Raw genomic sequence first — 8,741 nt, forward strand, 5'->3', positions numbered from 1 at the left:
AAGGTAGAGATGATGTGAACATAATCGCATTTGCAGGTGACGGAGCGACTGCAGACTGTGGATTCCAATCATTGAGTGGTGCAGCAGAGCGTGGAGAGCATATGCTTTATATTTGCTACGATAACGAAGGATATATGAACACAGGGTTCCAAAGAAGTTCAACTACAACTAAGGGATCTAGAACGAGTACAACTCCAGTTGGAAGTGTGCTTCAAGGTAAAACACAACCTAAAAAATATATGCCACTTATAATGGCTATGAACAATGTAGAGTATATGGCTACTCTATCTCCATCAAATATGAAGGATTTTGTGGAAAAGGTTGAAAAAGGTATTGCAGCAAGTAAAAAAGGATTTGCTTACTTACATATATTCTCTCCATGTCCAACAGGATGGGTTCATTCTTCCGACAAGAGTATAGAAGTAGCTAGAAAGGCAGTTAAGAGCAACTTCTTCCCACTTATTGAATTTGAAAATGGCGAATTAAAAGTCAATGTAGAAAATAAAAATCCTATAAGTGTAAAGGAATTTTTACAGTTATCAGGTAAATTTAAGCATTTTACAGAAGCTGATTTTGAAGAAATACAACAAGAGGTCGATGCTAGAATGGCACTTATTAGAAGTTTAGCTATATAGAGTTTAGGTAGGTGGATTTATGAATAAAAGAATGTTGATTATGAATATGGGCTCTACATCTACCAAAATATCTGTATACGATGGATATGAAAAGATATGGGTGGAATCTATAGTACACCCTAGAGCCGATGTTGAAAAATATTTAAAATACAAGGATCAGTACGAATATAGAAAAGAAAAAGTAATCCAAAAAGTGGAAGAAAAAGGGGAGAAATTGGAGGAATTTTTCGCATTTGTAAGTCGTGGAGGAACTATAAAGCCGGTATCAGGGGGAACATATGAGATAAATCAGAAGATGATCGACGATGCATGGTCAGGGCTTTACGGTGAGCATCCATGCAATATAGGCGGAGAAATCGCCTACGAATTAGCAAAGCAATACGGAGTGAAGGCATACACAGTGGATCCACCTGCATGCAGTGAAATTTGTGATGAAGCAAAAATCTCAGGACTACCAGAAATAGAGAGATACGAATCCTTCCAAATGCTAAACCACAGAGCTATGGCTAGAAAGGCATGTGTGGACAAAAATGTAAATTACGAGGATGTAAATCTAATCGTAGTCCACATGGGCGGAGGAATTTCTGTAGCGGCCCATCAAAGGGGAAAAATAATAGATGTAAACAACGCACTTGCAGGCGACGGACCTATGGCTATGGAGAGAAGTGGACAGCTTCCTACTGGAGATTTGATAAGACTTTGCTATTCAGGAAAATATTCAGAACAAGAAATGATTAGAAAAGTCAACGGAAGAGGCGGTATAGTAGCTTATTTAAACACTACAAACGCCCTTGAAATAGATGATAGAATTAAAAACGGTGACGAATACGCGCTAAAGATAATTAAGGCACTAGCTTACCAGGTTGCAAAGGAAATCGGAGGGATATCCACAGTTTTATATGGAAAAGTAGACGGTATAGTTTTAACTGGAGGTCTTGCAAATTGGACAAGACTTGTGGATATGTTGAAGGAAAGAGTATCTCATCTAGGTGAGGTCTTGGTGTATCCAGGGGAAAACGAAATGGAATCACTTGCCTTTGGAGTTATGAGATGTGTAGAAGGCGATGAGGAGGTTAAAATTTACGAAGGCTAATATTGGATTTTTACAAAAAGGTGGAGTTTAAGAATGAAAAATTTAAAGGACTTAGTTGAATTGACTAAGACAAAGGATAAAAAAATAATTTCTGTGGCGTGCTGTCAGGACAAGGAGGTGCTGACAGCTGTGGAAAATGCCAGAAGCCTAGGTATAGTCGATGCAATATTAGTTGGGGATATATATAAGACTAAGGAAATTGCAGACGATTTAGGTGTGGATTTAAATAAATATGAATTGATAGATATCAAGGATTTAACTGAGGCTTGCTTAAAATCAGTAGAGCTAGTTTCTTCAAATAAGGCGGATATGGTCATGAAGGGATTAGTGGACACATCGATTATTTTAAAGGCAGTTTTAAATAAAGAAGTTGGGCTTAGATGTGGAAAGATATTGAGCCAAGTTTCTATCCTAGATATTCCTAGCTACGACAGATTGATATTGTTAACTGATCCAGCTATGAATATAAGCCCAGATTTAAATGCAAAAAAACAAATAATAGAAAATGCTGTAGAAGTAGCAAAATCAATGGATATAGAAATGCCGAAAGTAGCATGTATATGTGCAAAGGAAAAAGTAAATCCTAAAATGCCAGATACAGTTGAGGCAAAAGAACTCGAAGACATGTGTAAAAATGGTGAAATTAAAGATTGTATAGTTGGCGGTCCTTTGGCGCTCGACAATGCCATATCTATAGAAGCAGCTAAACATAAAGGAATAGACAATCCTGTAGCAGGCAAAGCAGATATTTTACTGATGCCTGATATAAAAGCAGGAAACGTACTTTATAAATCAGTGGTATTTTTCGCAAATGGAGATACTGCTGGAATAGTTATGGGAGCCAAAGCACCGATAGTATTGACTTCTAGAGCAGATAGCGATATCGCTAAATTAAATTCAATTGCTCTAGGTGTATTAGTTGCTTCAAAATAAAATCGAAGTATTTAGTAAATTATTTAAGATTTAGTCTTTCTATACAATCGGCTGGTTTTCTATAATTTTCTAGGGGCGCTCGCAAAATTTTGTGGGCGTCCTGTTTTAATTTTTGTAAAGAATTTTTACTGATATGAAAATCCCCAAAATAGCGATTTATGTAATTGTATTACAAAAAAAATTATAGTATGATAAAAGTACATTTATAAAAATGTAAAAAATCGTAAAAGGAAAAGGAAAAATTTATGGAAAAAACAAAAGAAAAAGTATCTAGTATCAGTAATATTTACCAATTAGACGGACGTGTTCCTGTGGCTAAAGCGATTCCATTTGGATTACAGCACATACTTGCTATGTTCGTAGCTAACTTAACTCCGATTATGCTAATTGGAGCTGCTTCAGGCTTAGCACAAGAGCAAATTACAATGCTATTGCAAAATGCTATGTTTATGGCAGGGATTGCAACATTAATTCAGTTATATCCTATTGGTAGAGTAGGTTCAAAATTACCGATTGTTATGGGTGTAAGCTTTACATTCGTTACAATTTTATCTTACATAGGTACGCAATATGGATATCCAACTGTTGTAGGTGCGGTTATTGTCGGCGGTATTTTTGAGGGGATAATAGGTCTATTTGCAAAATACTGGAGAAGAATTATCACACCAGTTGTTTCTGGTCTTGTAGTTACAACTATAGGTTATTCTCTATTGACTGTCGGTGTTCGTTCATTTGGTGGAGGGTATACAGAAAATTTTGGTTCTGCGCAAAACCTTATGCTTGGACTAATTACATTAGCTGCATGTTTATTATTTAATATTTTTGCAAAATCATATTGGAAGCAATTATCTGTATTATTTGGTTTATTAGTAGGATATGTGGTTGCAATTTTCTTAGGCGTTGTGGATTTATCTGGAATTTTATCTAACGGTATAATAGCATTCCCTAGAATTTTACCGATAGCACCAGAGTTTAACATCAATGCAATTGTATCTGTGTGCATTATATTTATGGTTTCAGCAGCTGAAACTATAGGTGATACATCTGCAGTAGTTGCAAAGGGATTGGATAGAGAAATCACAGAAAGAGAAATCTCAGGCTCTCTTGCATGTGATGGATTTGCCAGCTCTATAACAGGCTTATTTGGATGTCCACCAGTTACATCATTTAGCCAAAATGTCGGTCTAATCGCTATGACAAAGGTAGTAAATAGATTTACACTTATGACAGGAGCAATTTGCATGATACTTGCAGGTTTTATTCCTCCAATTGGTGCATTTTTCAGCTCTATTCCAGACTCTGTACTAGGTGGATGTACAATAATGATGTTCGGTACAATTATGGTCAGTGGTATTGAAATGCTTGCACGTGCAGAATTTACTCAAAGAAATATTATAATTACAGCACTATCTTTGGCAGTTGGTATAGGGTTTACTTCTGCTAGTGAAATAGCTATTTGGGGAATATTCCCTAAAATGGTTCAAGACGTGTTTAGCGCAAACTGTGTAGCAGTAGTATTCGTTGTATCTATTGTTTTAAGCTTAGTACTTCCAAAGAATATGGAAATAGAAAAAATAACAGATTAATTATAGTAGGAGCACCGAAAATTATCGATGCTCCTATATTTTAGTATACGAGGAGGATAAAATTAGTGAGGAATTTTAATAAGAAAAAAATAGGAATAATAATATTATTAATTATGGCGATATTAGCAGTAGGCTATAAAATGGTATTGGCGCCGACATTGTACAACAAGTACATGGAGGAAGGAAATTCTTGTTTAACACAAAAGCAATACGAACAGGCAATAGAAGCTTTTGACAAGGCCATTAAGGTAAAATCAAAGGATACAGCTCCAAGGATACAAAAATCTAAGGCGTATGTAGGCAAAAATGAATTCCAAAGCGCTGTAGAAATATTAGAAGACGCACAGAATTTAGACGTAAAGAACGAAGAATTACTTTTAGAAATAATAGATATAGCAGTAACTATAGACGGTGGGACTGCTTATGACTTTTTAGAGAGGTTTGTGCAGGAGGTAGGTGAAGCTAATTTATCTACTAATATAAGAAATCTATTAAATTCAGCAAGCGAATCGCCAAAGCCAGCTAAAATGGATATTTCTGAAGGAAAATATGTATCTTCTATCTGCGTGAAATTAGCAAAAGACAGAATGAATATTGGTCATAGCTATTATTATACGATAAATGGATATACACCAGATCAAAATTCACAAAAATATATGGGAAATATCTGTATTTCTAATACGACAACTATAAAAATAATTGGCTACAATAAGGATGGACAATCTACAGAGGTAGTTACTTTAAAATACACGATAGATCAAGGTATTCTAGACGAAATTAAAAACAATATAGAAGCATCTAAAAAGTTAATTTCAGAGACAAAAACTGGAACTGATATAGGAAGTATACCTGAAGAAGATAAAAAAGAGCTTCAATCTATCCTAGATAAGGCAGAAACATTTGTAAACAGTGAATCGATAAAATACGATGCTGCATACGATATCAACAAGGAAATTGAAAATGCAATTAAACAATTTAAAGACAGCATAATAAAACCTGTGGATAAAAGCGAATTAAAAAGCTACATAGATAAAGCCGAGAATTTATACAATAATTCAACAGAAGGAAGTAAAACAGGACAGTATAAGTCAGGTTCAAAATCAAATTTAAAAAAATACATAGACGAAGCGAGCAAAATTTACAGCGAAAAAGCATCTACACAAGAAGAAGTTGATGAGCAAACTTCAAAATTAAAGAATGCAATAGATGTATTTAATCAAAATAAAATAAAGCAAACTTCTAGTGTAGAGCAAAAAATATTAGGAAAATATGTAATATTTGATGAAGAATCTGGAATAGGTATTTGTAAATTTACTAAAAATGAACTTAAATGTGGATATATGGCATCAGAAGGATCAGATGGAAGAATACTATCGAGAAGAGAATCAGGAAATACAGTTTATTATACAACTCCAGATGGAGAAGCAACTGTTAAAGTACTCGATAATAATACTGTAATTTTTGGACAAGTTAGATGTGAGCTATTAAATGCTCAACAATTGATAGGTAGAGTTTATAATAAATGGCCTGATATGGCGAATTATGAATACTTACGTTATTTTGGAGTGTCGCAATCTGAGATAGATTATTTCTATTCTCATTAGTAATAGGAGGTAATTTATGCGTTAAATTCTATAAATTTGCATATATAATATCGATATTTTTGCAGAAGATATAAGTAAATAAATTATAAAGGAGAAACAAAATGAACAATAAAGGTACACAAAAATGCCAAGATTGTAGATGCAGAAATAATAGAAATGCAAATATGAATGTAACAGATAAAACAGGAAATAACCGCAAAACTGCAACTGACAACCAATGGACTTCTCAATCAAACCAAAACCAAATGAATAATGAAAGAAATAATCAAATGAATAACGAAAGAAGCAATCGAATGACAGATCAAAGATCGAATGAACAATTTAATTCAAAAAATAACAACAGACAATTTAGATAAATAAATGTGGAGAATTGCCAAATTACAATATGCTAATTTGGCAATTCTTTTTGCAAAAAAACTATGTGATAAAATTTCGCATAGTTTTTTGTTTTAAAGAAATAATAAATATAATTTGAAACGAAATATTTATTTAATGGAGACAAAATGGATAAAGCAGAATTTATAATAACACTTACAGGAATAAAAGGATTAGGACGAAGGAGGATAAATAAAATAATAAATCAAGGCGTGTTAAATAGTTTAGAAACTGATGAAACTATAGATTACTTAAACTCATTAAATCTAAAAGTAATGATAACTAAAAGTGATTTAATACACGCAAATGAAATGGCTAAAAGAACGATTGAAGTTTGTACTAGAGAAAATATTGAGATATCAACTGTATTAGATCCTAATTTCCCCCAAAAATTAAAAAATATAAATGATAATCCAGTAATAATATACTATAAAGGGAACACAAATTGTCTATCAGATAAGTCAATTGCGGTTATAGGCACTAGAAATCCCAGCTTGCATGGAGCTGATGTTTCTTACAATATATCTTTTACATTATCACAGAGAGGATATACTATAGTCAGTGGTCTTGCAGATGGATGCGATACATTTGCTCACTTGGGGAGTTTAGATGCTTTTGGTAGAACTATTGCGGTTATGCCTTGTGGACTAGATATGGTATATCCTAAGCATAATAAAGCTCTGTTTGATAGGATAATTAAAAATAATGGTTGTGCGATAAGTGAGTATCCTCCAGGACAGATTGTCTCCAAGTATAAATTTATCGAAAGGGACAGACTACAGAGTGCGCTCAGTGAAGGGGTTATAGTAGTTGAAACTACTTTAAATGGAGGTAGCTTTCATACTGTAAATTACGCCTTTAATCAGAATAAAATTGTAGGATGCTACAGACATGATCAGAAATATACGAATTTAAAATCAATCAAAGGCAATAAAAAACTACTCGAAAACGACAAAATTATGCCTATTTACAGCCAGGAAACCTTAGAACAGTTTATCGGTAAGCTGGATAGTGTTTTTTATTCTCAAAAATCAGAACAGATAGAATTTAAATTATTATAACTTAAAAATAGATAAACCTACTTTAAATTTTTATAATGCATAGGAAATTATATTCCTTTAAAGTTGTGGATAAATATAATTTCCGTCATGCATTTCAAGAAAATCAACATTATGGATCTTTAGGATAAAGATTTTCTTATAGTAGATTTATCTATTTATATAGCTTATTCTTTTATAGGTTTAAGTATTTTTCTGCCGATTTTAAAATAAAATGCCATAGAGAAAAACACAGTTAAAAACTCGGCTACAGGAACAGAAAGCCATATCCCAGAGACTCCTAAAAATCTAGGAAGTGTAACTATAGCAATGCACACAAATACCAATGTGTGAAGTATTGATATAATAGCTGAAATAGTTCCGTTTCCAATCGCTGTGAAATACCCAGACATGAAGATATTTATGCTTATAGCCAAGAAACAGAATGAGAACAGCTTGACACCAAAGCATGCGATGTTGTAAACATCTACATTTGCTGTAAATCCTAAAATTATATACTTCCCACCAAACATCGAGATTAAGAAAATCAAAACAGAGCTTATTCCCAATGATATGAAACTGTATTTTAAGTTTTCCTTTATCTTTTCTAAATTCTTAGCGCCTAAATTAAAGCTGATAACAGGAGATATACCAACTGTTATCCCGAAGTAAACTGCGATGAAAAAGTAATACATATAAGTTATAATAGACATCGCAGCAACGCCGTTTTCTCCATGGAAAACAAGTATGCTTTTGTTGAATAAAAGTGTGGTTATTCCAGTCGAAAACTCAGTGAACATCTCTGAGCTACCGTTGTAGCAGGAATATAATAGTTGCTTAAAATCCACCTTGGGTTTAGTAAATTTAAGATGCGATTTGTCGCTTATAAAGTAGATTAACCCTATAAGTGCTGATATTGCAATAGATGAAAATGTCCCTAGCCCAGCTCCTAATATTCCAAGCTTAAATACAGCTATAAATATATAGTCAAATACAAGGTTTAGCCCTAGCCCAACAGTAGACATAAGCAACGACAATTTTGGATTTCCATCGACTCTCGCGTAATATTCAAAATACAGCTTGAACATCATAGGAATTATCATAAGTACCGTTACGAAACCATATGTCATAGTGTAAGGCAGTAATTTTTCAGTTGATCCCAGCATTATAAGTATAGGCTTTAAAAATACTAAAAACAAAATCGTAAGTATTATCGAGATAACAAGTAAAACAAGTGTTACAAATGAGAAGAAACTATTTGCTTCCTTCTCGTTTTTCTCTCCCAGCTTAATCCCAACAAGTGCTCCAGAACCATTTGCAAGCATCACAGAGATCCCAAAGAACACACATGTTATAGGAATGACTATATTTATCGCAGCTAAAGCATTTGAATTTACAAACCTAGACACAAAAAATCCGTCTATAGTAGTGTAGAAGGATAAAAATACCATTGTGATTATCGACGGAATTACAAATCT

The 8,741-nt window shown here is 33.5% G+C and carries 8 protein-coding genes; 7 read left to right on the forward strand and 1 reads right to left on the reverse strand.

Annotated elements, in window-relative coordinates:
* The 7 genes from SPD90_RS08660 to dprA form a co-directional block, all read left to right on the forward strand.
* A partial coding sequence (locus SPD90_RS08660; protein WP_320924958.1) for a thiamine pyrophosphate-dependent enzyme occupies positions 1 to 635 on the forward strand: 635 nt, incomplete at its 5' end.
* Between the two features lie 19 nt (positions 636 to 654).
* On the forward strand, positions 655 to 1,728 hold the full coding sequence (gene buk, locus SPD90_RS08665) for a butyrate kinase (RefSeq protein ID WP_320924959.1): 1,074 nt from the start codon (positions 655 to 657) through the stop codon (positions 1,726 to 1,728).
* 33 nt (positions 1,729 to 1,761) lie between these two features.
* On the forward strand, positions 1,762 to 2,661 hold the full coding sequence (locus SPD90_RS08670; RefSeq protein ID WP_320924960.1) for a phosphate butyryltransferase: 900 nt from the start codon (positions 1,762 to 1,764) through the stop codon (positions 2,659 to 2,661).
* Positions 2,662 to 2,906: 245 nt separating this feature from the next.
* On the forward strand, positions 2,907 to 4,247 hold the full coding sequence (locus tag SPD90_RS08675; RefSeq protein WP_320924961.1) for a uracil-xanthine permease family protein: 1,341 nt from the start codon (positions 2,907 to 2,909) through the stop codon (positions 4,245 to 4,247).
* A 65-nt stretch (positions 4,248 to 4,312) separates the two neighbouring features.
* A complete protein-coding gene (locus SPD90_RS08680; protein ID WP_320924962.1) occupies positions 4,313 to 5,851 on the forward strand; it encodes a chitobiase/beta-hexosaminidase C-terminal domain-containing protein in 1,539 nt (512 codons plus the stop codon).
* 101 nt (positions 5,852 to 5,952) lie between these two features.
* On the forward strand, positions 5,953 to 6,207 hold the full coding sequence (locus SPD90_RS08685) for a hypothetical protein (protein WP_320924963.1): 255 nt from the start codon (positions 5,953 to 5,955) through the stop codon (positions 6,205 to 6,207).
* Positions 6,208 to 6,354: 147 nt separating this feature from the next.
* Positions 6,355 to 7,287 carry a DNA-processing protein DprA gene (dprA, locus tag SPD90_RS08690; protein ID WP_320626839.1) on the forward strand — a complete coding sequence of 311 codons (933 nt, stop codon included), beginning with the start codon at positions 6,355 to 6,357 and terminating at the stop codon, positions 7,285 to 7,287.
* A 164-nt stretch (positions 7,288 to 7,451) separates the two neighbouring features.
* Here dprA and SPD90_RS08695 read toward each other — a convergent pair.
* Positions 7,452 to 8,741 (reverse strand): MATE family efflux transporter (locus SPD90_RS08695; RefSeq protein ID WP_320924964.1); only part of this gene is annotated, 1,290 nt, incomplete at its 5' end.

The sequence above is a fragment of the Intestinibacter sp. genome, assembly GCF_034113885.1.
In the GTDB taxonomy this organism is placed as follows: domain Bacteria; phylum Bacillota; class Clostridia; order Peptostreptococcales; family Peptostreptococcaceae; genus Intestinibacter.

Bases quoted from the DNA above. Each gene is read 5' to 3' on its own strand.
- buk (WP_320924959.1), top strand. From the start codon at position 655: ATGAATAAAAGAATGTTGATTATGAATATGGGCTCTACATCTACCAAA.
- SPD90_RS08670 (WP_320924960.1), top strand. From the start codon at position 1,762: ATGAAAAATTTAAAGGACTTAGTTGAATTGACTAAGACAAAGGATAAA.
- SPD90_RS08675 (WP_320924961.1), top strand. From the start codon at position 2,907: ATGGAAAAAACAAAAGAAAAAGTATCTAGTATCAGTAATATTTACCAA.
- SPD90_RS08685 (WP_320924963.1), top strand. From the start codon at position 5,953: ATGAACAATAAAGGTACACAAAAATGCCAAGATTGTAGATGCAGAAAT.
- dprA (WP_320626839.1), top strand. From the start codon at position 6,355: ATGGATAAAGCAGAATTTATAATAACACTTACAGGAATAAAAGGATTA.